22 protein-coding genes are annotated in these 24,193 nt (G+C 40.2%); 12 read left to right on the plus strand and 10 right to left on the minus strand.

Going from position 1 to position 24,193, the window contains the following annotated elements; translation table 11 throughout:
- Positions 1-76: 76 nt before the first annotated feature.
- Positions 77-2,125, minus strand: coding sequence for a CHAT domain-containing protein (locus tag RMX98_RS04280; RefSeq protein WP_322676650.1), 2,049 nt, complete (start codon positions 2,123-2,125; stop codon positions 77-79).
- A gap of 107 nt (positions 2,126-2,232) precedes the next feature.
- On the opposite strand from RMX98_RS04280, the gene RMX98_RS04285 reads away from it, so the two are divergent.
- On the plus strand, positions 2,233-2,733 hold the full coding sequence (locus RMX98_RS04285; RefSeq protein WP_322676651.1) for a thioesterase family protein: 501 nt from the start codon (positions 2,233-2,235) through the stop codon (positions 2,731-2,733).
- Positions 2,734-3,171: 438 nt separating this feature from the next.
- Here the strand turns inward: RMX98_RS04285 and RMX98_RS04290 are convergent, their stop codons facing one another.
- Both RMX98_RS04290 and dxr read right to left on the minus strand, forming a co-directional pair.
- The gene (locus RMX98_RS04290; RefSeq protein WP_322676652.1) at positions 3,172-3,369 is read right to left on the minus strand and encodes a hypothetical protein; all 198 of its coding nucleotides are present in this window, start codon (positions 3,367-3,369) and stop codon (positions 3,172-3,174) included.
- Between the two features lie 798 nt (positions 3,370-4,167).
- Complete coding sequence (dxr, locus tag RMX98_RS04295; RefSeq protein ID WP_322676653.1) at positions 4,168-5,364, minus strand: 1-deoxy-D-xylulose-5-phosphate reductoisomerase; 1,197 nt, start codon at positions 5,362-5,364, stop codon at positions 4,168-4,170.
- 647 nt (positions 5,365-6,011) lie between these two features.
- Here dxr and RMX98_RS04300 point away from each other — a divergent pair.
- The 3 genes from RMX98_RS04300 to RMX98_RS04310 all read left to right on the plus strand — a co-directional run bounded on the left by RMX98_RS04300 (position 6,012) and on the right by RMX98_RS04310 (position 10,790).
- A complete protein-coding gene (locus tag RMX98_RS04300) occupies positions 6,012-7,319 on the plus strand; it encodes a hypothetical protein (RefSeq protein ID WP_322676654.1) in 1,308 nt (435 codons plus the stop codon).
- A 45-nt stretch (positions 7,320-7,364) separates the two neighbouring features.
- Entirely contained in the window at positions 7,365-9,392 is a 2,028-nt protein-coding gene (locus RMX98_RS04305; protein WP_322676655.1) for a DMT family transporter, read from the plus strand.
- Between the two features lie 198 nt (positions 9,393-9,590).
- On the plus strand, positions 9,591-10,790 hold the full coding sequence (locus RMX98_RS04310; protein ID WP_322676656.1) for a hypothetical protein: 1,200 nt from the start codon (positions 9,591-9,593) through the stop codon (positions 10,788-10,790).
- A 41-nt stretch (positions 10,791-10,831) separates the two neighbouring features.
- Here the strand turns inward: RMX98_RS04310 and RMX98_RS04315 are convergent, their stop codons facing one another.
- A complete protein-coding gene (locus RMX98_RS04315) occupies positions 10,832-12,373 on the minus strand; it encodes a glycosyltransferase family 39 protein (RefSeq protein WP_322676855.1) in 1,542 nt (513 codons plus the stop codon).
- Positions 12,374-12,552: 179 nt separating this feature from the next.
- Between RMX98_RS04315 and RMX98_RS04320 the strand changes: the two genes are divergently transcribed.
- Together RMX98_RS04320 and RMX98_RS04325 are read left to right on the plus strand one after the other, a co-directional pair.
- Positions 12,553-13,761, plus strand: coding sequence for a hypothetical protein (locus tag RMX98_RS04320; protein ID WP_322676657.1), 1,209 nt, complete (start codon positions 12,553-12,555; stop codon positions 13,759-13,761).
- A 41-nt stretch (positions 13,762-13,802) separates the two neighbouring features.
- Positions 13,803-15,185 carry a DUF2079 domain-containing protein gene (locus RMX98_RS04325; RefSeq protein ID WP_322676658.1) on the plus strand — a complete coding sequence of 461 codons (1,383 nt, stop codon included), beginning with the start codon at positions 13,803-13,805 and terminating at the stop codon, positions 15,183-15,185.
- 5 nt (positions 15,186-15,190) lie between these two features.
- On the opposite strand, the gene RMX98_RS04330 is transcribed toward RMX98_RS04325, so the two are convergent.
- The 4 genes from RMX98_RS04330 to RMX98_RS04345 all read right to left on the minus strand — a co-directional run bounded on the left by RMX98_RS04330 (position 15,191) and on the right by RMX98_RS04345 (position 18,338).
- Positions 15,191-15,832, minus strand: a complete 642-nt coding sequence (locus RMX98_RS04330) for a Uma2 family endonuclease (RefSeq protein WP_322676659.1) — start codon at positions 15,830-15,832, stop codon at positions 15,191-15,193.
- A gap of 142 nt (positions 15,833-15,974) precedes the next feature.
- On the minus strand, positions 15,975-16,397 hold the full coding sequence (locus RMX98_RS04335) for a type II toxin-antitoxin system VapC family toxin (RefSeq protein WP_322676660.1): 423 nt from the start codon (positions 16,395-16,397) through the stop codon (positions 15,975-15,977).
- A complete protein-coding gene (locus tag RMX98_RS04340; RefSeq protein WP_322676661.1) occupies positions 16,397-16,651 on the minus strand; it encodes a hypothetical protein in 255 nt (84 codons plus the stop codon). The genes RMX98_RS04335 and RMX98_RS04340 overlap by 1 nt, the downstream gene beginning before the upstream one ends.
- Positions 16,652-16,916: 265 nt before the next feature.
- On the minus strand, positions 16,917-18,338 hold the full coding sequence (locus tag RMX98_RS04345; RefSeq protein WP_322676662.1) for an NADP-dependent isocitrate dehydrogenase: 1,422 nt from the start codon (positions 18,336-18,338) through the stop codon (positions 16,917-16,919).
- Positions 18,339-18,612: 274 nt separating this feature from the next.
- Between RMX98_RS04345 and RMX98_RS04350 the strand changes: the two genes are divergently transcribed.
- The 4 genes from RMX98_RS04350 to RMX98_RS04365 are packed head-to-tail and all read left to right on the plus strand — an operon-like array spanning position 18,613 to position 21,025.
- The gene (locus RMX98_RS04350; protein ID WP_322676663.1) at positions 18,613-19,341 is read left to right on the plus strand and encodes a GUN4 domain-containing protein; all 729 of its coding nucleotides are present in this window, start codon (positions 18,613-18,615) and stop codon (positions 19,339-19,341) included.
- Positions 19,342-19,366: 25 nt separating this feature from the next.
- Positions 19,367-19,585, plus strand: coding sequence for a type II toxin-antitoxin system HicB family antitoxin (locus RMX98_RS04355; RefSeq protein WP_322676664.1), 219 nt, complete (start codon positions 19,367-19,369; stop codon positions 19,583-19,585).
- On the plus strand, positions 19,585-19,812 hold the full coding sequence (locus RMX98_RS04360) for a type II toxin-antitoxin system HicA family toxin (RefSeq protein WP_322676665.1): 228 nt from the start codon (positions 19,585-19,587) through the stop codon (positions 19,810-19,812). Before RMX98_RS04355 ends, RMX98_RS04360 begins: the two co-directional genes overlap by 1 nt.
- Before the next feature lie 52 nt (positions 19,813-19,864).
- The gene (locus RMX98_RS04365) at positions 19,865-21,025 is read left to right on the plus strand and encodes an ABC transporter ATP-binding protein (protein ID WP_322676666.1); all 1,161 of its coding nucleotides are present in this window, start codon (positions 19,865-19,867) and stop codon (positions 21,023-21,025) included.
- A 126-nt stretch (positions 21,026-21,151) separates the two neighbouring features.
- Here the strand turns inward: RMX98_RS04365 and RMX98_RS04370 are convergent, their stop codons facing one another.
- Entirely contained in the window at positions 21,152-21,310 is a 159-nt protein-coding gene (locus tag RMX98_RS04370; RefSeq protein ID WP_322676667.1) for a hypothetical protein, read from the minus strand.
- A gap of 82 nt (positions 21,311-21,392) precedes the next feature.
- Between RMX98_RS04370 and RMX98_RS04375 the strand changes: the two genes are divergently transcribed.
- Positions 21,393-22,016, plus strand: a complete 624-nt coding sequence (locus RMX98_RS04375; protein ID WP_322676668.1) for a Uma2 family endonuclease — start codon at positions 21,393-21,395, stop codon at positions 22,014-22,016.
- 456 nt (positions 22,017-22,472) lie between these two features.
- Positions 22,473-23,252, plus strand: coding sequence for a superoxide dismutase (locus RMX98_RS04380; protein ID WP_322676669.1), 780 nt, complete (start codon positions 22,473-22,475; stop codon positions 23,250-23,252).
- A gap of 87 nt (positions 23,253-23,339) precedes the next feature.
- Here the strand turns inward: RMX98_RS04380 and rsmG are convergent, their stop codons facing one another.
- Entirely contained in the window at positions 23,340-24,074 is a 735-nt protein-coding gene (gene rsmG / locus RMX98_RS04385) for a 16S rRNA (guanine(527)-N(7))-methyltransferase RsmG (protein ID WP_322676670.1), read from the minus strand.
- Positions 24,075-24,193 lie beyond the last annotated feature (119 nt).

Here is a 24,193-nt window from a genome sequence, read left to right on the forward strand (position 1 = left end):
GTCCATTGCCAATCAAAATAAAGGATGCCAATAGCATGGATGAGTAGCAGCAATTATAATGTTAACTGCCATACACTTAAAGCCCATTGCCAATTAAAATAAAGGGTGCCCAATAGTATGGATGATTAAAGTTACTAACTGTTGCTACGGGTGCATTGTGACTTAGAGACTTCCAGTTTCCAGTAATTAATGAGACTTGGGCTTGTCGTAAAGCTTCAGCTTTAGTCAAATTTTGGCGAGAAATTATACCATAAAAAGCGCTCATAAGTGCTTGTGTACCACCATCATCCACAGACCATAAAGAGGCGATCGCGGCTCTAGCGCCGGTTTGTTGCATTTGATAGCCAAACCCCAAAATTTCCTCACCGTTACCTAACTTGCCTCCCAAGCCGGTTTCACAGGCGCTTAATACTACCAAATCTACATTGGGTAGTGACCAAGTGGCGACATTTCTAAAATTAACGCGATCGCCATTCCCGAATAAAATAAACGAATCTTCTGGTTTTCCTACCACAAAGGCTGCATGAGTCGCTAAATGGACAATTGTATAATCATCCATTTGGGGTACAGCGACTCTGGGGGTAAAGGCATCATCTAAAAGCTTCTTAGTTTCAGGAATTGCAGCTGCTAAACTTTCCACCTCCTGCGTTGCAAAGGGTAATCCAGCGAAAGCAAGCTGTCGATTACCAACTTTGATTTGATAATTACCTTTAGTAAAAGCACCTGCTAAAACCCGCAAAGTAGATTGTTTTGGGCTATTTAAGTTAGTCAGACTAGCAGATGTAATGTGATTTACACTGAAGCGCTGCACTAGCCATTGTTTGCCATCATATAAAGCAGTTAAAGGAATGTAGCGTAACTGGTCATCTGGAGCATAAATCAGAGTCTGTGTACCTGATAGCTTCAGGTCTTTTTCTATGGGTTTAATTAGCCAGTCATACAATTGACGTGCAGGTGCTTTGATATTTCGACTGGGATTGATTAAAGCTTGGCGGAAAACAGCAATTGTTTGATGGAGGTCTTCGCGTTTGATCGCAACGGTGCGATGAATTGGTGGAGATTCAGGAGTTACCAAGACCAATTCCAAGCTATCTTTTAAAATCAGTGGATAGAGTAGTGCTGATTTTTGCGGCAATCGTGCCAAATTATCTCGAAGTTCGTTGAGATTCTCCAAATCTAAATTTTGCCGCCTAGCTGTACGGCTAATTTGCTCCACCTGTGCTTTCACCGCAGGACTATTGATAAATTCGTTAAATTCATCTAAGAGTTGCTGTTGATTTAAAACTAATTGCTCAATGCGTTGTTTCTGTTCGAGCGATCGCTGTTCGGGCTTAATTTTACGTAGTGTTGTCAGTTGTTTACCCAGCACAACAGCATTATCCACGCTTTGCTTCCACTTAGCATGAATTGGTTTTTCTGTTGCCGCTATATTAATACCTTTGACAGTACGTTGATTACCTGGCACATTCTGGAGATATTCTTCTAGTTCTTCAACTTTGAGTAAATCCATTGTCCTTTGTGCTTCAGCAACACGTTCTTGTTTAAGCAATCGTTCACCTAAAATGCGGTATGTCTGGCTAACTGTTATGTTATAAGCATCTGGTTGTCGCGCACTCAGTGCTGATGGATTCAGGCGAGCTTTCTCACGATTAATCAAACAATGCTTGTAAAAAAAAATTGCTAACTCTGGTTTGTTTTGGATATCGAATAAGTAACCTATATTACTGTAGGTTTTACCAAGTCGAACCAAATCCCCAAGTTCTTTATTAATTAATAGGGCTTGCTGATAGGATTGAAGTGCTTCGGGATATTTTTTTTGACTTTGGTAGATTCTGCCAATATTGTTGAATGTTACCGCTTCCCAAGAGCGCTCTCCAAGTTCTCTGCTAATGGCTAATGCTTTTTGCAATTTTTGCAACGCTTCTGTCGATTGACCTTGCCGAGATTCTTTGATAGCTTCTTCGTTGAGTCTGGCAATTTCTGAGAGTTGATTATTATTGGGTAAAGCTTGGGCTTTTTCTCCAGAGTCGTACCTTAACCTTGCATCTGGGTACGCCATCCCAAAACTTAGTAAACTAAGTAGAGTCAAAGCAACAACATTAACATACCGGAGATTAAGCCGCATAATAAAACACTCCCTATACTCGGAAGGTAAATATTAAATCAAGAAGCCCGACAACGCAATTAATTTTTATTGATTTGGAAAATTTATAGGTGCTGAGAAATTTGAAGATGTCAGAAGAAAAATCTAGCCAACCAAAACTACCTCCAACCAACGCCCTTGACAATCCATCAAGTCCTGAATTTGGGAATTGGTTTGAATATCTTGTGAGAGTCCAACCCCACCACACTGACTATGCTGGTATTGTCTGGCACGGTTCCTATATAGCTTGGATGGAAGAAGCGCGGATTGAATGCTTGCGATCTATAGGGGTTGAATTTGCTGATTTAGTAGCTATAGGTTGCGATTTACCCGTTGTAGAACTGTCGGTGCGCTATCACAGTTCTATTCAATTGGGTGTCACAGTGGTGGTAAAAACGCGCATGGCTGAGGTAACTGGCGTCCGAATCAATTGGGACTATGCCATTGTCTCCACTGATGGACAACAATTGTATGTCACTGCCAAGGTAACTTTAGTCGCTTTAGATCGCGAAAGAGGCAAGATTATGCGTCAGTTGCCGGCGAGTGTTAAGGATGCATTAGCCAAGATTTCAGCTTTCAATAATAAATGATCAACAAAATTTGTAAACACCTACTACAGAAACTTTGACGCAACTGGCATCAAAGCTAAAAATTTCATCATCTCATATTTTATACTTCAATACAGTTCAGTTAGCGCCAAAAAACTTAAACTGTGTAGGTTAGGTTGAGGAACGAAACCCAACATTTTCGGGGTTTTATTGGGTTAAGCAAAGCGCAACCCAACAAAGCAATTTTCTAAATCAAACTGTATTTTTTATACTTAAATTTTGCGATAATATTAAGTATACAGGATTCATATTTGATTTCTGAAAAAATTCAGTACAACTTAAAAAAGTTTCTTGCCTATTGCCTATTGCCTATTGCCTATTGCCTCTTGCCTATTGCCTCTTGCCTCTTACCTCCTACGCAAATAATTATGGCTACGCCACGCTGCACGAACAGAAATCAAAGCGGATTGCTATATATTTTTACTTACCAGTTTGGATCTGCGACAGATTTTGAGCGAACTGCGTTACGTAATGCCAAATATCTTGTGGAGTAATGCCAAAACTAATATTTAATAGAACAAGGATTGCTGCAAGAGTTAATGCACTGCTCAAGGTTGCTTTGACTAACTTCCACAATATTATGAAGACTATCCAAGCTACAATCAACGTAGCAATCATATATATTAATTCCTTAATAGTTGCCCTTATCTGAGAGTAGGTTTATTCAGAAAGGGTAAGTTTTTGTTTTGGTAATAATCACTGGTATAAAAGATGCTCAACCCGATTTTTAATATCCACTAAAATGGGATTTTTTGTGATAATTAGCCTGGGAATATTTTACCTAAAAATGAGATTATTATTTATGTGGTGCGCTGCTTTTTTTTGCAAAGTTTTTGTAAAGCTTTTTATTTTTTTGGATATAAATTATCAATATACATAAAACTAAGAGCTGATCGGGAAACTAACAATTTTCTTCAATAAAGTTAAATTTGTTAACTTTTTTGTAGTTTAGCGAGTAGATTTTCGCCATCAGGTGAAATGATTTCTATATTAATTGGATTAAAGACTGGGGATTAAAGATTGAGGACTATAGCAATCCGATCTGAGTTGTGATAAGTCTGAGTGATGACGAACCGCCCTTCGGGTGACGCTCAGTGACTCGCTACCGCTACGCTAACATCAGTCGCCTACAGCGCTGGTAAACTAAGTACGCCAAGGTAAAAGAGAATTCACAAGTCTCACGAATGATTTAGGAGTGCTATAGGCATCTAATTTCTAACCCTCAGTCCAATGTAAGTAGGTCGGCGTAAATAATGTTGGGATAAGGCAGGGGGCCACTTCGACTACGCGGAAATCGAGCGAAGTCGAGATTCAGTGACCGGGGGCAGGGGGCAGGGGGAGAAAGAGTTTGAGCCTTATTTATTTTTATTTACACAGTTTGGTTTTATTGCGCCGACTTACTTAAACGGAAGGTTTTTATCGCAGAGAAATTATCCGCGAGTGAGTTTCTAACTTTTCAGTCGATGTTAAAACTTCTTGCCTTGCCCATTGATCTGCTGCCAAAATGTCATCTAAAGAGGGGTTTGCACGGTTATCATTTTGATGGCGATCGCACACCCATTCGATACACCGAGGAATATCTAAAAAGCGAATTTTTTCATCTAAAAATAAAGCTACAGCTTGCTCATTGGCGGCATTTAACACGGCTGGCATCGAACCACCCGCTTTACCCACAGCATAAGCCAACTGCATACAAGGATACTTTTGGTGATCTGGTTCGCGGAAGGTTAAATTTCCAGCTTTGACTAAATCTAGTCGTTCCCAGTCGGTGTAGATGCGATCGGGCCAAGATAAAGCATACAGCAAGGGTAAGCGCATATCCGGCCAACCGAGTTGGGCTAAAACTGAAGTGTCTTGCAGTTCTATTAGCGAGTGAATGATGCTTTGGGGATGAATGACAATTTCGATATTGTCATAATCCAACCCAAACAGAAAGTGAGCCTCAATTACTTCCAGTCCTTTATTCATCAAAGTAGCAGAGTCTACTGTGATTTTCCGCCCCATCGACCAATTAGGATGCTTCAAGGCGTCAGCAACGGTTACATCTGCTAACTTTTCTACATCCCAGTCCCGGAAAGCTCCACCAGAGGCAGTGAGCAAGATTTTCCGCAAGCCTGCTTTTGGCACACCTTGGAGACATTGAAAAATTGCCGAATGTTCGGAATCGGCTGGGAGTAATTTTACACCGTGTTTTTCGACTAGGGGTAGAACCACAGGGGCCCCAGCAATCAGGGTTTCTTTGTTCGCTAAGGCAATATCTTTACCAGCTTCAATAGCTGCGATCGTGGGTAGCAAACCAGCACAACCAACGATCCCAGTGACAACCGTTTGAGCATCGCCGTAGCGAGCGACTTCTATCACTCCAGCCTCACCAGCCAGTAGAATCGGTTGGGGATCGAGGTCAATGATAGCTTCTTTGAGCGCTGGTAATTTATCTTCTGAGCAAATGGCTGCTATTTTCGGTCGAAATTGCCGAATTTGAGCAGCCAACATTGCAACATTGTTCCCAGCTGCCAATCCCACAATCCGAAACTGATCTGGGTACTGAGTGACAATATCTAAAGTTTGAGTACCAATAGAACCAGTGGAACCAACGAGAGTAATCGCTTTCACAATTGCTTAAGGATTTACAGACAACTCTCACTATAAATTGCTGGGGACTCTTTATTGAAGAAGAATTCAGAAGTCAGAATTCAGGAGTAAGAATCAATGTTCGTTGGGGATTCAGACCCACCACTACGAAAGTTGACCACCAAATTTTCAATTTGGTGGGGGTCTTAAACCCACTTATTCAGGAGTCAGGAGTCAGAATTCATACTGAATTCTGACTCCTGACTCCTGAATTCTATTTTGATAACAGCAATCACTATAATCGATACACTGACGACGGCGAGGAGAGACGCGGGGAGGGGAAGACGCAAGGACGCAAAGAAGGAAAATTTTCCTATTTCCTCGTCACCGCGCTAGCCCCAATCCGTTAATTTCAACTCGATAGACTGCTAGCCATAAAGTAATAAAGTTGCTTAATTTTCATATAACTAGACAAAAATTGTATTTATAAATAGTATATTTTTAAAGATAAAATCTAAAAAAATTGTCAAAAGTAACTAAATAGGAAATAATTTTGCTTAACTGGCAATCTGTCCAGTTTGTTAATGATGTTGTTGGAAAATTTAATATGCAAAATGTTATTCATAAATTGCTGTATTGCAGCTATATGTAAAGGATGCATAAAGGAGTTTGTTGAAGCACTCAAGCTTATGGTTAAAGTTCAGATAGTTATAAAAAAAGTTTTATGGAAAAATGATTTCCTGTTTCCAGCAGCAATATGGCTTGCTAGCCGAATATTCATTTGGACTGCTATGTTGCTGGTTGCGCCAAAGTTACCGTTACCAGCAGAAGAATTTTTGCCCAATTTTGGCTGGGGGGTTTTTGATGCCTGGGATAGTATGCATTATCGAGCGATCGCAACTTCAGGATATGAATTTGTAAATGATGGCAAACAGCATAATCTGGCCTTTTTTCCTTTATTTCCCTTAAGCATCTGGTTTTTGATGAAGTTGGGCTTACCGTTTGAATTGGCAGGCATCTTAGTCAACAACTTGGCATTTTTTGCAGCGCTTTACTGTTTGTACTTTTGGATCAAGGATCATTATGGCATCAATGCAGCGCACTGGGTAACTGCTGTGCTTTCTTTGTATCCATCTTCGATGTTTACGGGGGTGGTTTATACAGAGGGACTGTATTTGTTTTTGAGTACGGCGACTTTGCGGGCGTTCGATCAAAAGCAGTATGGTTGGACTGCCCTCTGGGGCGCAATGGCGACAGCAACACGTCCTACAGGTATGGCACTAATTCCAGCATTGGCGATCGCAGCGTGGAAAGAACGCCGACCGCCTATTGCCTACATAGCTGGTTTTACTACTGCTATTGGCATACTTCTATTCAGCTTGTATTGTGCGATTTATTTTGGCAACCCTTTAGCTTTTATCGAAGCACAACGGGGATGGCGACCAACTCTAGGATTTGATTGGCAGGGTTGGTTAAATATGTTTATGCAAATTGTCGTTGGCAGCAACAATTGGCAATTTGGTTGGGTTCAAAACTCTTCTGGTAGGATTCAAGACCCTTGGTATCTCTTGTTATTTGGCGTGATTTTTGCCAGTGGCTATCTTTTATGGCATTTCCGTCAACGTTTTAGTTCTGTAAAATTATTTTATGGTTTTTATGGTTTAATCTTATTTTTGTTGATTCTGGCAAGCGAACAGTGGATCAATAACTTCCTCAACTTGTTCATGGTCTTGGGTGGTGGCTATATGTTGTGGCGCTTACACAGGCAACTGACCACAGTTACAGTTATTTATGGCTTTTGTGGTATTGGTTTACTGTTAGCCTCTGGAGGCACTATCTCATTAAGCCGTCTTGCCTACGGTATTGTGCCTTTGAACATAGCAATTGGTGTGCTGCTATCTCGCCATCCTCGCCAAGGATATTTAATATTGGGCGCTTTTGTGACACTACTAGCCAAAATAGCTGTAGGATTTGCCCAAGAGCATTGGGTTGGTTAGAGGGTTCGCTCCATTATTGCTAAGAAATTGAATTTGAATTTCCTAATGAATGTATCCAATCAAACGAAGATAGCGATCGCTTCATTATTTCTAGGTGTAGGTGCCATCTCTTTTGGCTCTATTTTTATGAAATTGAGCGAAATTGAACTCAGCCCCAGTGCGACTGTATTTAATCGCTTTTGGCTTGCTAGCGTGGTCTTCTTGCTGTGGCATGGATACAAGGCAATCCGGCAGCGATTTTCTGGAGACAAACCTGTAGAACAGCAGCCCTACACCAGCCAGGATATTTTACTATTGCTAGGTGCTGGTATTCTTTGGGCTGCCACTTTAGTTTTGTTGGCTTGGTCGCTGACTGAAACTAGTGTTGCGATTTCTAGTGTGTTGCATAATCTCGCCCCCATATTTACTAGTTTAGGGGTGTGGCTTTTATTTCGTCAGCGTTTTGAGAACCAATTCCTGATGGGGATGGTCATCGCCCTTGGGGGAGCGATCGCCATTGAATTTGAAGAGTTGCAAATTGCCACAGACGAAGTTCAAGGAGGCTTGGCTGCCATCGTTTCGGCGGTTTTATTGAGTGCATACCTGCTGATCGTAGAAAAATTACGAACCAAATTTTCTCCAGCGACAATTCAATTGTGGATCTGTGCGATCGCGGCTTTAGTCATCTTACCCATACTTTTGTTCACTCAAGATCAGCTTTTCCCCTCTACAGTCAATGGATGGCTTTGGGTCATTTCTCTAGCCCTGATTTGCCAAGTTTTAGGTCATGGGCTTTTGACCTATAGCCTTGCCAAGTTTTCCTCTGTGGTTGTCTCTTTGGTGCATTTGTTAGAGCCAGTATTTAGCGGCATTTTCGCTCTGATAATTTTTTCGGAAACATTAACTTTCTCAAATTGGGTGGGTTTCGCTGTAGTTTTAATCGGTTTATACTTAGCCGTATCTAGCCAAGAGGCTGTTAATTTGCCGTTCCAAGAATCAGTCAAAAATATAATTAACACTTTCGTTCAAAGTATGACGTTCAAACTGTCATTACTAAAGCAACAATTCTCCGAAACACCAGCTTTATTAGGAACTGTTTCATTATTGTTTGCTCTAATTCCCATATCTTTAGCACCATCTCTAACCAAATTGTGTCAACAAGAAATTGGTGCAAATGCTGTAGTATTTCATCGCAGTTGGATTGCGACAGTTGTCTTTGGGTTGTGGAATGGACTTGAGGCTTTCCGCTACCAACAGTCTGTTCAAGAAGGCAGGGAGCAGGGGGCAGGGAACAGGGAGCAGGGGACAGGGGGCAGGAGGCAGGAGGCAGGAGGCAATATTACTCCTGCCTTGCTTGACAACCAATCTGTAGAAAAGAAGCCTTTTACAAGTCAAGAAGTGTGGCTATTGTTGGCAATGGGAACCTCTGCTGGAACCTATCTTTTATTATGGGCTTGGTCGCTGAGTCAAACTAGTGTTGCCAATGTGGCTTTACTGTCTAATTTGAACTCCTTATTTGTTGCTTTGGCAGGGTATTTGTTATTTGGTCGGCGTTTTGACAACAGATTTGTGATTGGTCTGATCGTTGCTTTGGGAGGAGCGATCGCATTTGAACTCAATAAGGTGCAATTTGCAACCGATCAAATATTAGGTGATGCATTAGCATTGTTAACTGCGGTTTTCATGGCTACGTGTATGCTGCTGATCGAACGACTCCGAACCAGATTTAGCACTGCAACTATCATGCTGTGGCGCTGTGGAGTGACAACAATGTTTCTACTACCAGTCCTCCCATTCCTCGAAAATAGACTATTCCCCTATTCTTGGACGGGTTGGTTTTTCATCATTTTCCAAGCTCTTTTTTGTCAAGTGTTGGGTCAGGGACTATTGGCTTATAGCCTCAGCAGAATCTCTTCAGGCGTTGTCGCTGTCACCCTTCTTCTAGAACCAGTCCTAGCTTCTATTTTTGCTTGGTTCATTTTTTCAGAACAAGTAGGTTTGTTTGATTGGGCGACTTTTGCTGTAGTTTTAGCAGGTATCTATTTAGCCCAATCTAGTCAATCAATTGTTCAAGTAACAAATGAAGGCTCATAGCAGTATGACAGGTAGTAAACATAGATAAGCTGTTCGATGTTTAATTTGTATAAGTAGGGTGAGCATCTTCCCCAAATTACAAAACTTTAATGAAATCAATACCAATTCAATTAATAATTGCAATATATCCTTTGGTAGAATGTTGCATTGCAACGTCTCTACATTATTTGGACACCGCAAACTGGAATAATGCAATTTATGATGAAAACTTCCAACAAAACATTATTAAATTTAGTGAAATCTCCGTTTAATAGGTTTTTCAACTCTTTCCCATTGCCTGTTCCTGGGTACTTGGCTATTGGCATTATCTTAGCAGTAGTGATTCGATTGGTTTGTGTTCCAAATAAATCGGTAGATTACAAGTTTTTTTTAGCGCGTTGGTATGATTTCATCGCATCTCATGGCGGATTTAGCGCTCTCAAATATAGTTTTTATGATTACACACCTTCCTACCTGTATTGGATTGCAATTTCTGCCACCCTGCTTTCGGGATTGCCGAAAATTTTTGCAATCAAGCTTTTTGCGATGACTGTTGATTTTCTTTGTGGCTTTTTAACTTACAAAATTGTCCGACTCAAATACCCAGAGGGTAATAAACCAATATTTGCTTTTTTGGCAGTTATATTGAGTCCGACTGTCATATATAATAGTGCCCTCTGGGGTCAATGTGATAGCATTTATACAACGGGATTGATTGCCTGTATTTACTTTTTATGTATTCAAAAAGAAATCCCCGCCTTACTCAGTTTTGGCGTGGGACTTTCTTTTAAGTTGCAAGCGATGTTTTTTGCACCTTTATTATTAGCTCTTTTGCTCAAAAAGAGAATTCATTGGTATTATTTACCATTAATTCCGGCGGTATATATAATTTTAGTTTTGCCATCGTGGTTGATGGGAAGACCGATACAAGAATTGCTATTAGTATACTTTAACCAAGCTAATAAATATAAAGAGTTGGCTAAAGGTGCGCCTAATTTTTATCAATGGATTCCTAATAATTTTTATAATATTGTTGTCCCGATAGGTCTAATGTTAACTGTATCTGCAATATTTTTATTAGCATACATTGTTTATAAAAGTAGATTAAAAATCACTCAAGATAGACTGATACACCTAGCCACAATCTCAGTTTTGTTTATGCCATATATTCTACCCAAAATGCACGAAAGATATTTTTATCCTGCCGATATCCTTTCGATTATCTTTGCCTTTTACTTTCCTCGATATTATTGGGTAGCTATAGTTGTGCAAATGGCATCATTTTTCAGCTATTTGGGAACTCCGATATTTATCAAGTTATTTTCGATACCTTTAGGTTTTGCTCTCTGGTTTGTGGTGCGAAAGTGCGATCTGATTTATCCAAAACTAAATTTTAGAGAGTATGTAACTAAAGCATAAATTGATTAAAATAAAAAAGTTAAATATCATACATATTTAACTTATGGTGAAATCAGTGTAAATTCTTTAGCTGATCCGATAATTTTACTACCAGTTAAATTGATTTGCTGCAAAGCCCCATTGTCTAACAGTAAATAAGATTTATTAGATAACATTTGTTGTAAATTTGGTACATTTGCAGGAGTTACTTTACAATCGCAGTAAAAGTTTAAACTGGGACGCGCATAAGCAAAAGAAGTATAAATTTGTGTTCCTGGTGAAACATTTGCCCGAATTAATTCTGCTACTGGTTGAACTGGAAAAGCCTCCTTTAATTCCCAAATCCATGATTGCGAACTCATCAACAGTGCTAAAACTAAGTACATCCCAGAAAATAAGACTGGAATAAAGTTGCGATCGCGTTGTCTAATTAACCAGACTACTGCACTCATGCTTATTGCCAAAACAATGCTCATGACTATTAAAAGAGGCTCTTTCTTTGCAAGAATAAAGTAAATACAACCTCCGAAACCAGCAATAGCAATAATAGCTAGAAATATTGTCAAAGTCCGCACCTTCAAATGACCGTACTGCCAAATTTCGCTAAGTTTAGCACCAATTGCCAAAGCTAAAAATGGATATACAGGCATAACATACCACGGGAGTTTAGTTCTCATTAAAGAGATACTTACTAAGTAAACAATTGTGCCAATAAGAATTAAGCGACCCCAAGTAGTATGACGTTTTTTCCAAGCTAGATAAAAACCTCCTGGTAAAAATAATAGCCAGGGAAAACTATACTTAATTAACTCAATTAAATAATACCAAGGTGGCCCACTATGACCTTCAACAGATTGTGTAAGGCGATCAAAGGTTTGTGCCTGAAAATTCACTTTGAAGAAACTTTCGCCATAATGTTGCCATTGAGCAACAAACCAAGCGATCGCAGGTGCATTTCCTAAAAATATTCCCACTAATAAATAGGGACTTGTTAACAAAGCAAACTGCCGATCTGCAATCAGGAATAAACCAGCGATCGCTCCTAGCGGTAAAACTAGCATCCCTTTCATGAGAGTGATTAACCCTAGACAAAATCCCACACCTAGAGCATACCGACGATTCTGGCGTGCTTTTAGCAAACAAAACAATAGCAGCAAGAAAAAGGTAATAGTTGCACCATCTAGCATTGCTAGCCTTCCGTGACGCACCACAGGCAACATCGTCAGGTAAACTAAAGCGCTAAACAAAGCTGGTAAACTTTGGTTAAAAAGCAAACATCCCACCAAGTAAAGCAAAGGCACTCCCAAAGCAGTTAACACTGCACCCGGTAGACGCGTTGTCAACTCATTCACGCCTGCGATCGAGTAAGTCCAAGCAATTAACAAGTGCATCAAGGGTGGCTTATTATGATAAGGTTCTCCTCCCAAGGTGGGGTAAAGCCAATGCATTGAACCAAGTGGGGCACGCCAAATTTCACGGGCAATCTGTGCCACAGTACCTTCATCCCAATCTCGTAAAGGGGAGTTTCCCAAAAATATCAGCCATAGAAATAGAGATATTATCAGTAGGCTAAATAACCATTCTTTTTCTCGGAATAGACGCATATCTAAAATCGGGATAATCATCTCAAACCTCCAGAATATCTCCACAAAAGCTTGCTTTTTATGGCATCATAGCAGCTTCTTAAACCAGTCTGATGCTATAGCGAAGTGTTGAGCAGCTTTTGCTGAAATAATAGATCCTTTGATATGATTTCATCATTTTTGAATAACAGATACAATTTATGACGAAAACTCCAGACAAGACATTATTAAAATTAGTGAAATCTTGGTTCAATAGGTTATTAAATTTTTTCCCATCCCCAATTTATGGATACTTAACTCTTGGAATTATTTTAGCAGTGGTGATTCGATTGGTTTGTGTTCCGAATCAATCGTCTGATTATAAATCTTTCTTAGCGCCTTGGTATGATTTCATCGCATCTCATGGCGGATTTAGCGCTCTCAAATACAGTTTTTATGATTACACACCTTCCTACCTGTATTGGATTGTAATTTCTGCTACCCTGCTGTCTGGATTGCCGAAAATTTTGGCAATCAAGCTTTTTGCGATGGCTGTTGATTTTCTTTGTGGCTTTTTGACTTACAAAATTGTCCGACTAAAATACCCAGAGGGTAATAAACCAATATTTGCTTTTTTGGCAGTTATATTAAGTCCGACTGTTATATACAATAGTGCCATCTGGGGGCAATGTGACAGTATCTATACAACAGGAATGATTGCCTGTATTTACTTTTTGTGTATTCAAAAAGAAATTCCCGCCTTACTCAGTTTTGGCGTGGGACTTTCTTTTAAGTTGCAAGCGATGTTTTTTGCACCTTTATTATTAACTCTTTTGCTCAAAAAGAGAATTCATTGGTATTATCTCCCATTAATTCCAGCAGTATATATAATTGCAGTTTTGCCGCCTTGGGTGATGGGAAGACCGATACAAGAATTACTATTAATCTACTTTAGCCAAGCTAATAAATACAAAGAATTGGCTAAAGGTGCGCCTAATCTTTATCAATGGATTCCTAATAATTTTTATAATATTGTTGTCCCGATAGGTCTAATGTTAACTGTATCTGCAATGTTTTTATTAGCATATATTGTTTATAAAAGTAAGCTAGAAATTACTCCAGACAGACTGATACACTTAGCTACTATCTCAGTTTTATTTATGCCATATATCTTGCCCAAAATGCACCAAAGATATTTTTATCCTGCTGATATTCTTTCAATTATCTTTGCCTTTTACTTCCCTCGATATTATTGGGTAGCTATAGTTGTGCAAATGGCATCATTTTTTAGTTACTTGGGAACTCCCATATTTATCAAGTTATTTTCATTACCTTTAGGTTTTGCTCTTTGGTTTGTTGTGCGAAAGTGCGATCTGATTTATCCAAAGCTACAAACTGGATTTAACTCGAATCTCAATCAAAAGTTTTAGTAAGGGCAACTAGAATTTAAATAAAAAAAAACTTGCCAAGAATGAATAATCTCAAAGCAATTATCGGCATTAGTACCTTAATTTTATTTATCTCCAGCAGCTTCCGACACGAGTTATTTAATTCATCTGGGGATTTAGCATTTTTCGACCAAAGTATTTATTTAATTAGTCAAGGAAAAACACCATTTTCTTCTGTACTTGGTTTTCATGTTTTAGCCGATCATGCTGCTTGGATTTTATATCCTTTGGCTTTATTGTACAAAATTTACCCTAGTGTTTATTGGCTGTTTGCAGTACAATCTGTTGCTTTAGCATTAGGCGCTTTACCTACATATTTTCTGGCGCTGCAAGCAGGTTTAAAAGAAAATTTAGCAGTTGCAATGGTGGCTGTATATCTACTGTATCCGGTGATATACAATAGCAATTTGTGTGATTTTCACCCAGATACGATCGCAGTCCCCGCACTTTTGTTTGCAGTTTTGACTGCGAGATCGAAAAAAATAGTTTGGTTTTGCGTCAGTATTCTTGTGGTATTGGGTTGTAAAGCTGTATTATCACTCACCGTAGTGGCTATGGGGATTTGGTTACTCTTGTTTGAAAAGCGACGTTTATATGGGGCGATCGCTATTATTAGTGGGACAATATGGTTTGTGATTGCTAACTCGATTATCATCCCTTATTTTGGTACTGAAACCGCGTTACTAAACCGTCATCTTTATCGCTATAGCTATTTAGGAAACTCCTTTTCCGAAATGGTAAAAATATTACTTTTTCAACCACAAATAATTTTAAAAAACCTTTTTTCAATTATCAACTTAGAATATTTATGTTTTTTATTCTTACCTGTATTTTGGAGTTTAAAACCACAATATCTCATCCCATTGATAAGTATAGTTCCTTGCATAGGACTAAATTTACTTGCAGATCATCCTTCGCAAAAAAATCTAGTTTTACATTACTCTTTACCAGCGATTCCATTTCTTATTTTAGTTTTAATTGCTAGCCTAGCAGCAGGTAAGGTTTGGCTAAAACAAAGACAAGCAATTATTTTGTGGTCTTTAGTTTGGTTTTTAGTTTTCGGTAAATTTGGTTTTTTTAGCTCAAAATATCTCCATAATCTGGACAATTTGGCAGCCACAAAAGAGGCGATCGCTTTAGTGAAGACTAAAGATAGCGTTTTAACTACAGATATAATTACTCCACATTTAACCCACAGACAGTTGATTAGTTTTAAATATAATCCTTCTCAAGATATTGCTGAATTGAATAAGTTTCATTATGTCTTGCTCAATGTTCGCCATCCAGGTTGGGCTGCAAGTTCAGAATCTCTTTCTAACTTAGTAAATATTTTGAAAAATCAGTCTAAATTTAAATTGGAATATCAACGAGATGATGTATATCTATTTGAAAAAACTATTAGTTAAGAATACTAATTTTGCTGAAACTGGCTCAATAACCAAGCTCCAACTTCAGATTGATTCATCTCACGGCCACGGCGTAAAGCTACCTTTAAAGTAAACATCGTCAAAGGCAATACCTGTGATTCGTGAATACGTTTACTACCCTGTTCTGCCATAGCATAAGCGATGATTTGGGCATTTTGAACATCTACTACCCAATATTCAGCAACACCTAACTCTTCATAGAGCGATCGCTTTGTACCCAAGTCATCCAACAAGGATGTTTTCGCAATCTCAATCACCAAATCCGGTACAGGATAGCGATCCAGGTTGACGATTCCTGTACCTGCTGGAATAGCTTGGGCGCGTTCTCTGAGGTAATACGCCACATCGGGCTGACAATCCTGAACACCAGTTTTACGAAAAGTGGTTGTATCTAAACCTGTAGCCAATATTTCTTTAAGTGCTGCAAATAGAGTTACCGCAAAAATAATTACAACATGGTCTTTACCATGATCGAAACTAACTGGTGGTATCTCCAGCCTCATGTGTCCTTTGTAGTAGTAACTCTTTGCCTTCTCGTTGAGCAAATTAGCGATCGCTTCCTCATACTCCTGCCAAGAAGCACAAATCCATGTATCTGTCGGTAACTGGGTCTGAGTTTCACTCATTGCCTAACCCTTATGCCAGTAAGCTATATCTCTTGTAACTCAAATTCTAAAGTTCTAGCTCAACCTTTTAACCTTTGAAGTGCAACCTTTGAGTTCTGAGGTTCTATGATGAGGCTTGGAAGGCGATCGCTCCTGCTTCAACTCACACTTGACAATTTCGCATTAGAGGGGTGAAGCCTGCTTGCACAAAATGTCTGTCATAGGCAAGCGCTTCAACAATAACCTGTTCCTCCATAATTTTGAATGACACGCAATCGGTTTGACTCCACTCTTTATCTGGTCTTTGCTCATAAAGCGTTAACGCAGCTTGAAATTGCACGCTAGTTTGCGGAATGATAGTTGTATTTGCGTGGCGATAGAGGCTCCTAATAAGACTGGTGGCTGCTTGTCGAAAGTACTCACCACGAGATGAAAAATCATTAAGTACTTCAGTTAAGACCATCTCACTGGTGACAATATGAGCAGGTTGTAAAGCTTTTGAGAGGTTTACCGCTTTGTTATGTAAATCATCATGAGGATTTAGCAATGCCACCCAGTACCCTGTATCTGCAAACACAACCCGCATCAATGTTTCCCTTGCTTCTGTTTTTGGTAGTAATCAAATCTCTTAGCTAAGTCTGTGGGTAGTTTTTGCCATTGTTCATCAGGGACTTGGGCAGAGATTTCAGCTACTAGTTCCCAAATAGGTACAGCATCAGGATCAAAGGAAAATTCGCTTAATTTGGATATCTCGCTGAACTTGATGGTAGTTGACAGGTTTTCAGAACCATCTGACGAAGATATCGGTGTATGTTCCGGTTGAAAATTTTGTTTTACCATTCTATTAATTTTACCTGCTTCTTCGATATCTGAGTCTGAAGATGAGGCTTGGAAGGCGATCGCTGCTGTAAAAAACTAAACTACAATTTACCCCCCTTTTGAAGCAGGATTTAGGGGAATCTTTAACGATTTTGGTTTTATACAAAGATGTGTGTACACCGTAGGATGCATTGGGGGGAAACAAGAAATCCAGTTCCCTCCCCAGTACTTACGGGGAGGGTTAGGGTCGGGTAATTCGACTTGTGACTAATTAGCCCTAATAGAATTAACCAAAATGTTGAATAATTGCCTCAGCAAATTCAGAACATTTTAAGGGTTCAACAGGCGGTTCTAGTAATCGGGCTAAATCGTAGGTGACTTGACTATTTGCGATCGCATCGCTTAAACCTTTCTTAATTAGGTCTGCGGCTTCTTGCCAACCCAAAAATTCCAGCATCATCACACCAGACAAAATTACTGAACCAGGATTAATCCGATCTAAGCCGGCGTGTTTGGGTGCAGTGCCGTGGGTAGCTTCAAATATGGCACTAGAATCACCAATATTTGCCCCTGGCCCCATTCCCAATCCACCAACAATAGCGGCGGCGGCATCAGACAAGTAATCGCCGTTCAAGTTCATCGTCGCCAAAATCGAATACTCATCCGGTCTGGTTTGGATTTGTTGAAAAATACTGTCAGCAATCCGGTCATTCACCAAAACTTTCTCTTTCCATTTGCCCTCGCCGTGGGTTGCCCAAATTGTGTTAAGAACAGTTTCAACTTCCTTGACAATTTGCGCTTTCTTCTCGTCAGTGAGACTATCAAACCCAGGATCAATCTGGCGGGCGTTTTCTTCTAAGGAAATATTGGGATTTTTCTCCTTGTTACTCAAAATCCAAGATTCCCGTTCGGTGACAGTTTCTTGGCGAAATTCGCTGGTTGCTAGTTCATAACCCCAATCGCGGAAAGCACCTTCGGTGTACTTCATGATGTTCCCCTTATGCACCAAAGTCACCTGCTGCTTGTTTTTGGGCAATAGCAAAGCGTGTTTGATGGCACGTCTAACTAGGCGCTGGGAACCCGTTTTGCTGATGGGTTTGATGCCAATCCCAGAATCCAGAGGAATGCGTTTTTTTCCGTGTTCTGGAGTTGCGGGGATCAGTTCTTCATTGAGAATTTTAATTAAGCGATCGCCGATTTCGCTACCTTGTCGCCACTCAATGCCTAAATAAATATCTTCTGTATTCTCCCGATAAACAATTACATCCAGCTTTTCGGGATTTTTGTGGGGTGAGGGTGTACCTGCATAGTAACGACAAGGACGCACGCAAGCATATAAGTCAAAAATTTGCCGCAGCGCTACATTTAAAGAACGAATTCCCCCCCCAACAGGAGTAGTCAGAGGCCCTTTAATAGCTACACCATATTCTTCAATTGCTGTTAGAGTGTCTTGAGGCAAATACTGATAAGTCCCGTATAAATCACAAGCTTCATCTCCAGCGTAAACCTTGAACCAGCTAATTTGACGCTGACCCTTGTATGCTTTGGCTACCGCCGCATCTAACACTTTTTGGGTAGCAGGCCAGATGTCTATACCTGTGCCGTCGCCACGAATAAAGGGGATAATTGGATTGTCCGGTACGATTGGTTCACCATTTTTGAAGGTGATTTTTGCTCCGGTTGCGGGGGGGGTAATCTTTTCGTACATCGTTCACACACTCCTAATCGATACGCTGCTATTCAAAAAACCTTATGTGGCAGGCTTGTATATTTTGCTATGTCTTTTGTTCCCCAAGCCATAAGGCACAGATTTTCCCCCTATTCCCCTTGTACATTATTTGGGGATTATGTGTGGGATTCAGTGAAGCGATCGCAATTTTGTACGATCAAAAATAGTAAACTACTTTTCGCTATCAGTGTTTCACTTTAGAAAATGCCCGATAGCTTACCGCTCTTTCACTGACCGTTAACACAAGAATGGCATGACAGACCCAATGATTTTATCAGGCCCTGCAAATGACATCGACTCCCTCCGACAACCGTTAATCGCTGGGTCTGAAAAAGTCCAACAGCAGATAATCCCACAGTTAGCTGAGTTGGGTAATGAGGGATTAGACGTGTTGATGGACTTTTTACTGAAACGGCGCGAAAACCCAGCGACTTGGATTGATGGCAAAGCTTACCAAGTCCTCTATAACTCTGATGCACCTCAAGCCAAAGAATTTTTGCGCTCCTGTTTTCCTGAAGGAATTGTACCTCTAAAATCAGAGTGCGGGATTAACTACAATTCTTTGCAACAGCTACTAGCTGTGCAAGACTTCCAAGCAGCCGATCGCGTCACCATCGAAAAAATGTGCGAACTGTCAGGGCCAACGGCTGTACAACGAAAATGGTTGTACTTTACTGAGGTAGAAAATATCTCGGTTGTTGACTTGCAAACCATCAACAACCTCTGGTTAATCCACTCCGAAGGTAAATTTGGCTTTTCAGTGCAGCGAGAAATCTGGTTAAGTTTGGGTAAAAATTGGGAAAATTTCTGGCCGAAAATTGGCTGGAAAGCAGGTAATAACTGGACGCGATACCCTAACGAGTTTACCTGGGATTTGAGTGCGCCTAGAGGTCACTTACCCCTTTCTAATCAACTTCGGGGGGTAAGAGTCTTTGCTTCTTTACTTTCTCACCCAGCTTGGTCGAAGAATCCAGAAAAATGATTTTGAGCCTACGGACAAACAGATTATGATCGATTCCACCAACCGAGAATTCTACGTCATCATTGAACGGGATGAAGATGGCTACTATGTTGGAGAAGTTCCTCAGCTAAAAGCCTGTTACAGTCAGGGAGAAACAATTGATGAGTTGATGGCTAATATGAGAGAAGTAATTGAACTTTGCTTAGAAACAAAAAGTGATGAAGAAATACCAGAATTTATAGGTATTCAAAAGGTAGTAATTTAATGCCAAAATTACCAGTTTTAACAGGTAAAAAAGTTATTCACACTCTTGAAAAAATAGGTTTTCAGGCGGTACGTCAAAAAGGCTCTCATGTACAAATGCAACATGAAGATGGGCGGTTAGTAACTATTCCTGTTCATGCTGGTAAAACAATAGGTAAAGGATTACTACGCAAAATACTACGCGATATTGAACTTACAAGGGAAGAGTTTATAGAATTGCTGGAATAATAGAGTTGGGAAGTTTTCCACTAATTCCAAATCCACAATCTTAAATTAGATAATGGCAAACGTTCGTCTAGAAGATATTAAGCGTAGATTCAATAACGTCACCGCGATCGAGGATATTACCTTTGAAATTCCTGATGGCGAGTTTTGGGTTTTAGTTGGGCCATCGGGTTGTGGTAAGTCTACAATTTTGCGAACGATCGCTGGTTTAGAAACCGCTACATCGGGCAAACTCTTTATTGGTGATCGCTTGGTGAATAATATTCCAGCCAGACAACGCGATGTGGCGATGGTGTTCCAAAACTACGCTCTATATCCTCACATGAGCGTGGCGGAAAACATCGCCTTTGGGTTGCAAATGCGAAAGGTTGACCGGAAAATCATTCAAGAACGAGTGACGAATGTGGCGCGATCGCTTTCTCTGGATCATTTGCTAGATCGTAAACCCAAACAACTTTCTGGGGGACAGCAACAAAGAGTAGCATTAGGGAGAGCGATCGCACGTGAACCGCAAGTGTTTTTACTCGATGAACCTTTATCTAATTTAGATGCCCAATTGCGCGATGATACCAGGGCAGAATTGAAACAGCTACATCAAGAGTTAGGCATTACAACTATTTACGTCACTCACGATCAAGTTGAAGCCATGACTTTGGCTGATAAAATTGTCGTGCTAAATCGTGGGCGGATTCAACAAATTGGCGATCCCCAAACTATTTATGCAAATCCTGCTAATCAGATGGTGGCAAGTTTTTTAGGTAGTCCACCGATGAATATTTTGCCTGCAATCTATGAAAATAATGGTTTTGATGTCAGTGGGCAATTATTAACAATTCCAGCAGTTGTGAAAGAAAAATTACAGTTGCGTCAGGGACACAGTTATGATTTGGGGATTCGTCCAGAGCATATTTTTATTAACGAACCGCTAAATCGCCTTCACGTTAGCGTCTCTGAAAGAGAAGCCTCTCGAACAGAAGCGTCTCGCAGAGAAGAATGCCAAGAAGTAAATGAGGGTCAGCTGATTGTAGAAGTTAAAGTAGTGGAACCTTTGGGAAGGGAAACTTTGATTCGTGCTGGTTTACCAGGTTCGGCGGTGGTGTTGAATATTCAGGTAGGCTCTGATGTGCGTCTTCGTCGAGGCGATCGCCTTTCTCTAGAGATCGATTTAAATCAGTTGTTTGTATTTGATCCCAAAACTGGGGACAGAATCTTATAAGCGCTTCGGAGTGTAAAATATAATTGTTTTGTGTGCGATCACTGTGACGGGGTGTCGGGGCAATCGCTGTAGTTCGTGGTGAGGGATAGGTTAGCGATCGCATCCAGAATCATCACTACACCGCCGTTAATCCAATTTTTGACCGTAACTCTGACCTTGCCCTTGCGTCGTGCGATGCCTGCGGCGGGCGTAGCCATCGCGGTCATTTGTTAACCCAATAGCGAAAATTTGCTGTATCTCTTGCTGAGTAAGAACCTTGGCGCGTCCATGCCGATTTACTTTCACCTTTGACCGCTACACCCCGTTAACTCTTAATTTTCAGGTTACAGCAGTGAGAAGTGTTTATATCCATAATCAGGATTAAATAATGATTCAATCACTACAAAAACTATTTACATTTGATGAATATTTAGAGTTTTTAGAAACACAACCGGGAAACATTCGTTATGAATTACACGATGGAAATATTATTCAAATGCCGCCACCATCAGGTAAACACGAGCAAATAGTAGCTTTTTTAACAATGATGTTAGGGTATGAGTGTCTTCGTCTTAAACTTTATTACGGCATACCTAAAACCGCCACAGTGAAGCCAGAAAATAAAATGTCAGGGTACTATCCTGATGTTTTATTAATGAATTTTTCTAACTTGGGTAATGAACCATTATGGGAGAAACAATCTATCCTTAGTAAACCAGCTTCAATTCCATTAGTGATTGAAGTAGTCAGTACTAACTGGAGAGATGATTATCATAAAAAGTTTGCTGACTATGAAGAAATGGGTATTCAAGAATATTGGATTGTGGATTATGCTGCTTTGGGTAGCAAAGAATTGATAGGCGACCCCAAACAGCCAATAATCACAATTTACTCTTTAAGTGATGAGGGTGAATATCGTGGGAAACAGTTTAGAGGAGACGACCGTATAGAGTCGCCAACATTTCCAGATTTAAATCTAACTGTTGAACAAATTTTTTCAGTGCGTTATTGATGAATTAGACCGTAACCGCCGCAAGTCTTCAATCACTGGGATTGATCGAGTAGCTAGCTTCCATTTAGTGTTTGACTTCCTAATAATCAGCCGTCGTCTAACGATACCCTTGGGTGTGTAAATGTCTTCAGTCAGCAGGGTACAGGCTTTGCGGATTCTTGCAGCACTGAACAGGCACACACTAAATATTGTGCGAGCGCGGTTGTTGTCTAAGCCGTTCTCTTGTGGCGACGGGATTTATTTTTTGGTGCTTGGGTGCGAACCTATGATTAGTTGTAAAAAGATAATTTAAGTAAAAATACATAATGTTTTGAATATTAGTACTTAATATTACAAGTCTTGTAAATAGTTTCTTAAACTGCCAGAAATAATCGCTAAATTCTAACTTTTTGTAGCCAGAATCTAAGAAAATAAAAACTGCAATAGAGACTTCATGGATTAGCTGCAAAAACTTATATGACTATTAATCGACGCCATTTCTTGTTTTTACTTACATCAGGTGCTGGTGCTTTTGCATTAGACGCTTGTGCATTGGCAGAGAAATCTCCTGAGAGAAACACTGCAATTTCAGAAACGACACCAAACACAACAGCAAATACAACACCAAATAAAGCAGGTGCTATCCAACTACCACCTTTACCTTACGCCTACGAAGGACTTGAACCACACATCGATGCTAAAACGATGCAATTTCACCACGATAAACACCACGCAACTTATGTAAAAAACCTGAATGCAGCGTTAGATAAACACCCAGAACTCAAAGGTAAAACTATTGAAGAACTGTTGCGGAAACTTGACAGTGTACCACAAGATATTCGCAAAACAGTACGCAATAATGGCGGCGGTCATGTGAACCACTCAATGTTCTGGGAAATTATGAAGCCGAAAGGTGGAGGAGAACCAACAGGAAATATAGCTTCTGCAATTAATCAAAGTTTTGGCAGTTTTGCAGCGTTCAAAAAGCAGTTTAACGAAGCTGGTGCTGGTCGTTTTGGTAGTGGTTGGGTTTGGCTAGTGCGTAACAAAAATGGCAAGTTGGAAGTGACAACTACAGCTAACCAAGATAGTCCCTTAAGTGCAGGTAAATATCCCATCCTGGGTAATGACGTATGGGAACATGCATATTATCTGAATTACCAAAATCGCCGCGCCGATTATTTAGATGCTTGGTGGAACGTGGTTAATTGGGATGAGATTAACAAGCGATTTGCAGCAGCAAGTAAATTTGCTTAACTATTGAGATGTTAATATTCTACCCCTATCAAAGTAATTCGTAATTACAACCAGTAGAAGCTTGCACTTTTTCTAATTACGAATTAGTCAAAGGGGCTTTTGAGTAGGTACACCAATAGCACGGGGAAACTGAACTGGTGTGGTGGCTACCTTACGCAAATAAATACAGTGCCGGATGCTGTGACTCAAGGGTGTTGTAAATTGTTCGATTGATTCAATAACGCCACCCAACAGTTTCACAGCATTCTGCAAAGCTGTTGTTTCATCCTCAGTCCAATTACCGCGATAAATTATGGCTAAACCTCCGTGTTTGAGCAGTGGTAAAGTATATTCTGCACACACAGAGGCAGCCCCTACAGCTCGGATCAATGCAATATCGTAAGCTAGTCGGTATTGCGGGTGCTGACCAATTTCTTCAGCCCTACCAACAAGAGTTTTGCCATTAGTAAGAGTAAGTTCAGTTAATAAATTGTCGAGAAAAATAATTTTTTTCCGAGTGGAATCGAGAAGAGTAATTGTGCAATTAGGTACAGTAATTGCCACTGGAATACCTGGAAAACCTGCACCTGTACCAATATCAATGAGAGCAGGAGAAACAAGAGAGAAATTTGCTGATAACAGGGGTGCAATTCCTCGCAGAGAATCCCAGAGATGTTTTTCCCAAAACTCTTGGGGGTCAACAATCCGAGTTAAATTGAGTTGGCGATTACCTTCTAGGATTAACTCATAAAGCTTTTGAAATTGCGCTTGCTGTTGGACAGTTGGTTGCCAATTGAGAGTTTGCTGCCAGATTTCTGCCATCTCAGGCAATAGATTTGTCATTTGTCATTTGTCATTTGTCATTTGTCATTTGTCATTGGTTATTCTCCCCCTGCCTCCCCTGCTCCCCCTGCCCCCTCCAGCCGAACTTCTAGAGTTACAGATCCTCTTTCTGGCGTAAA

It is taken from the genome of Nostoc sp. DedQUE02 (genome assembly GCF_034531035.1).
Lineage (GTDB): Bacteria > Cyanobacteriota > Cyanobacteriia > Cyanobacteriales > Nostocaceae > Nostoc.

What these genes read in the sequence shown, in the direction of transcription:
- RMX98_RS04315 (WP_322676855.1), bottom strand. Translation starts at nt 12,373, where the DNA reads ATGCGTCTATTCCGAGAAAAAGAATGGTTATTTAGCCTACTGATAATA.
- rsmG (WP_322676670.1), bottom strand. Translation starts at nt 24,074, where the DNA reads ATGACAAATCTATTGCCTGAGATGGCAGAAATCTGGCAGCAAACTCTC.
- RMX98_RS04305 (WP_322676655.1), top strand. Translation starts at nt 7,365, where the DNA reads ATGAATGTATCCAATCAAACGAAGATAGCGATCGCTTCATTATTTCTA.
- RMX98_RS04320 (WP_322676657.1), top strand. Translation starts at nt 12,553, where the DNA reads ATGACGAAAACTCCAGACAAGACATTATTAAAATTAGTGAAATCTTGG.
- RMX98_RS04375 (WP_322676668.1), top strand. Translation starts at nt 21,393, where the DNA reads ATGATTCAATCACTACAAAAACTATTTACATTTGATGAATATTTAGAG.
- RMX98_RS04330 (WP_322676659.1), bottom strand. Translation starts at nt 15,832, where the DNA reads ATGAGTGAAACTCAGACCCAGTTACCGACAGATACATGGATTTGTGCT.
- RMX98_RS04360 (WP_322676665.1), top strand. Translation starts at nt 19,585, where the DNA reads ATGCCAAAATTACCAGTTTTAACAGGTAAAAAAGTTATTCACACTCTT.
- RMX98_RS04365 (WP_322676666.1), top strand. Translation starts at nt 19,865, where the DNA reads ATGGCAAACGTTCGTCTAGAAGATATTAAGCGTAGATTCAATAACGTC.
- RMX98_RS04355 (WP_322676664.1), top strand. Translation starts at nt 19,367, where the DNA reads ATGATCGATTCCACCAACCGAGAATTCTACGTCATCATTGAACGGGAT.
- RMX98_RS04380 (WP_322676669.1), top strand. Translation starts at nt 22,473, where the DNA reads ATGACTATTAATCGACGCCATTTCTTGTTTTTACTTACATCAGGTGCT.
- RMX98_RS04280 (WP_322676650.1), bottom strand. Translation starts at nt 2,125, where the DNA reads ATGCGGCTTAATCTCCGGTATGTTAATGTTGTTGCTTTGACTCTACTT.
- RMX98_RS04345 (WP_322676662.1), bottom strand. Translation starts at nt 18,338, where the DNA reads ATGTACGAAAAGATTACCCCCCCCGCAACCGGAGCAAAAATCACCTTC.
- RMX98_RS04340 (WP_322676661.1), bottom strand. Translation starts at nt 16,651, where the DNA reads ATGGTAAAACAAAATTTTCAACCGGAACATACACCGATATCTTCGTCA.
- RMX98_RS04285 (WP_322676651.1), top strand. Translation starts at nt 2,233, where the DNA reads ATGTCAGAAGAAAAATCTAGCCAACCAAAACTACCTCCAACCAACGCC.
- RMX98_RS04335 (WP_322676660.1), bottom strand. Translation starts at nt 16,397, where the DNA reads ATGCGGGTTGTGTTTGCAGATACAGGGTACTGGGTGGCATTGCTAAAT.
- RMX98_RS04350 (WP_322676663.1), top strand. Translation starts at nt 18,613, where the DNA reads ATGACAGACCCAATGATTTTATCAGGCCCTGCAAATGACATCGACTCC.
- RMX98_RS04310 (WP_322676656.1), top strand. Translation starts at nt 9,591, where the DNA reads ATGATGAAAACTTCCAACAAAACATTATTAAATTTAGTGAAATCTCCG.
- RMX98_RS04325 (WP_322676658.1), top strand. Translation starts at nt 13,803, where the DNA reads ATGAATAATCTCAAAGCAATTATCGGCATTAGTACCTTAATTTTATTT.
- RMX98_RS04290 (WP_322676652.1), bottom strand. Translation starts at nt 3,369, where the DNA reads ATGATTGCTACGTTGATTGTAGCTTGGATAGTCTTCATAATATTGTGG.
- RMX98_RS04300 (WP_322676654.1), top strand. Translation starts at nt 6,012, where the DNA reads ATGGTTAAAGTTCAGATAGTTATAAAAAAAGTTTTATGGAAAAATGAT.